The sequence below is a fragment of the Aeromonas sp. ASNIH8 genome (genome assembly GCF_002919855.1).
Lineage (GTDB): Bacteria > Pseudomonadota > Gammaproteobacteria > Enterobacterales > Aeromonadaceae > Aeromonas > Aeromonas caviae.
In genome coordinates this window covers 1-2,642 of sequence record NZ_PQLN01000192.1, presented here as the reverse complement: position 1 = coordinate 2,642, position 2,642 = coordinate 1, and the positions used below count along the sequence as shown (strand labels likewise).

The 2,642-nt window shown below is 52.2% G+C and carries 1 protein-coding gene and 3 pseudogenes; 3 read left to right on the top strand and 1 reads right to left on the bottom strand.

Going from position 1 to position 2,642, the window contains the following annotated elements; genetic code table 11:
* Positions 1-256 precede the first annotated feature (256 nt).
* Positions 257-955 (top strand): annotated as a pseudogene (locus C3418_RS23255) (IS5 family transposase); the annotation flags it as partial.
* 49 nt (positions 956-1,004) lie between these two features.
* On the opposite strand, the pseudogene C3418_RS23250 reads toward C3418_RS23255, so the two are convergent.
* Positions 1,005-1,187, bottom strand: a pseudogene (locus C3418_RS23250) (IS4 family transposase); the annotation flags it as partial.
* Positions 1,188-1,373: 186 nt separating this feature from the next.
* On the opposite strand from C3418_RS23250, the gene C3418_RS23245 reads away from it, so the two are divergent.
* Complete coding sequence (locus C3418_RS23245) at positions 1,374-1,574, top strand: hypothetical protein (RefSeq protein WP_258040176.1); 201 nt, start codon at positions 1,374-1,376, stop codon at positions 1,572-1,574.
* A 494-nt stretch (positions 1,575-2,068) separates the two neighbouring features.
* Positions 2,069-2,642, top strand: a pseudogene (locus C3418_RS23235) (IS5-like element IS5B family transposase); the annotation flags it as partial.

Below are 2,642 nucleotides of genomic sequence, written 5' to 3'. Positions count from 1 at the left end.
TTTTTACAACCGCCAGCGTCGGCATTCACGACTTGGCAATGTCAGCCCGGCGGAGTTTAACAAGAGGTATTGGAGAACTGCTCAGGCTGCTTGATCCGGGACTGTCCGATCTTGTCAGGACACCTCAGGTCAGACCGTGACTGGCAAAACCCGACAGACACAGGGCACTAATAAGTGCGTTTAGCTGATAGAGGAGCCAGTCAGCGAATTCCATCAGGGATAGAGGCTGTTGCCTCGGTGAAATCCGGATCTATGGCTGCAATCTCAACCTGACTCACTTTCATTGATTGAGGGCTTGGCAAACCGGGGCGACCATCTATGTATCAGCAAGCGCGCCAAGACCGTCGACATCAAGTACCGCGTCCCCAGCCAAGGCCCGGTGGCTCACTTGGTCATTGATGCCACCGGCCTCAAGGTCTATGGCGAAGGCGAATGGAAAATTCGCAAACACGGCAAGGAGAAGCGACGAGTGTGGCGCAAGCTCCACTTGGCGGTGGATGCCACAACCCATGCGGTCATCGCTGCCGAAGTCAGCCTGGAGACGGTGGCGGATAACGAGGTGTTACCGACGTTGCTCAACCCCTTACGACGCAAGATAAAACAGGTCAGCGCCGATGGTGCGTATGACACCAAGGCCTGTCATGCGCTACTGAAGAAGAAGGGGGCGAAAGCCACCATACCGCCGAGAAAAAATGCGGCACCGTGGGAGGAAGGCCATCCCCGCAACGAGGCGGTGACGGCGCTCAAGGCCGGTGAACTGAAGCAATGGAAGAAAGACTCCGGCTATCACCAGCGCTCGATAGCCGAGACCGCCATGTACCGGTTCAAGCAACTCATCGGGCCAACGCTGAGCCTGCGGAACTACAACGCCCAGGTGGGCGAAATCCTGGCTGGCGTGAAGGTGATGAACAAGCTGATAGGGCTTGGTATGCCTGTTCGCCAGCCAGTGAATTGAGTGGTATCAACGGGTTGGGGAACGGCCATCCAGCGACGGAATTGATCAACAACGCCTGTTTGCGCTCGAGACCATTGGCCAAGGAGAGACCATTCCCGATGGCGTGGATGGCCAGCGAACCGGATTCGATAACCCCGAGGGTTGCATGGGCCAGGGAAAGAACACGCTTGGCATGCATGTCCTGTCCAAATATCTCGTTGATGTGGTTGAGGATTAGATCGTGTTTAAACATGGCGATTATCTGTCGGGTATTAGCTGGTCAAGGATGGCGATCATACCTCAGAAGCCGCGCCACGCCTCGCTCATACGAGGGGATGGTTAAGATCAGGGACTTGTTCGCACCTTCCCTAGAGGTACAGAACATCCCAGAATCATGGTGGCGCAAGAATGCTGGCTCCCCTGGTCAAGGCTGCGTCCCTTGCTGGCCTCGCTGGATGACGCCTGTCACCACTTTGATCAACAGAAAGTACGCGACATTCTGATGCACGCCCCTGCTGCGTTCGAACCAACAGACGGTATCTGTGACCTGGTCTGGCTTGCTAAACAACGTGATCTGCCAACAGACAATGTGGTTCCACTTCCTACACACAACATCGATTTTTATCTGGAAAATCAATGATATTCTATTATTACGCGCCTCATCAGACATCTTTTCAATTCAATTTCTGGTTGTTTTTTGAGCGATCAAAAACTGATTAGACCAGATTGACTACCCTTTTGAGCAAAGCATAGGTAAAATCACCCCGCCGATTCAAAATTAATCTTGTATCTTCTTGCGCTTAATAGGCTCAACATGATCATGGTTATAACCATAAAGTAAGCATAACGAGCGTCTCGCTGTCTTGTTTGCAAAGGTGTGCAGGATCAGAACGGTCATAAATCTTTGGCAAACTAAACAATATATCGACTGCGAGCGTACTGGGAGCTGTAACTCAGGGGCGGTAGCTTACTTTATTCAATGCTCTGCGTCATCATTTAATGACAATATTGTTTTTATAGCCGACTAGTCTGGTACTTGAGCAGTAGATTGTCAGAGCCGCTTTAGGGAAGGTGCGAACAAGTCCCTGATATGAGATCATGTTTGTCATCTGGAGCCATGAAAAAGGGTTCATCATGAGTCATCAACTTACCTTCGCCGACAGTGAATTCAGCAGTAAGCGCCGTCAGACCAGAAAAGAGATTTTCTTGTCCCGCATGGAGCAGATTCTGCCATGGCAAAACATGGTGGAAGTCATCGAGCCGTTTTACCCCAAGGCTGGTAATGGCCGGCGACCTTATCCGCTGGAAACCATGCTACGCATTCACTGCATGCAGCATTGGTACAACCTGAGCGATGGTGCGATGGAAGATGCTCTGTACGAAATCGCCTCCATGCGTCTGTTTGCCCGGTTATCCCTGGATAGCGCCTTGCCGGACCGCACCACCATCATGAATTTCCGCCACCTGCTGGAGCAGCATCAACTGGCCCGCCAATTGTTCAAGACCATCAATCGCTGGCTGGCCGAAGCAGGCGTCATGATGACTCAAGGCACCTTGGTCGATGCCACCATCATTGAGGCTACCCAGCTCGACCAAGAACAAAGAGCAGCAACGCGATCCGCAGATGCATCAGACCAAGAAAGGCAATCAGTGGCACTTTGGCATGAAGGCCCACATTGGTGTCGATGCCAAGAGTGGCCTGACCCAC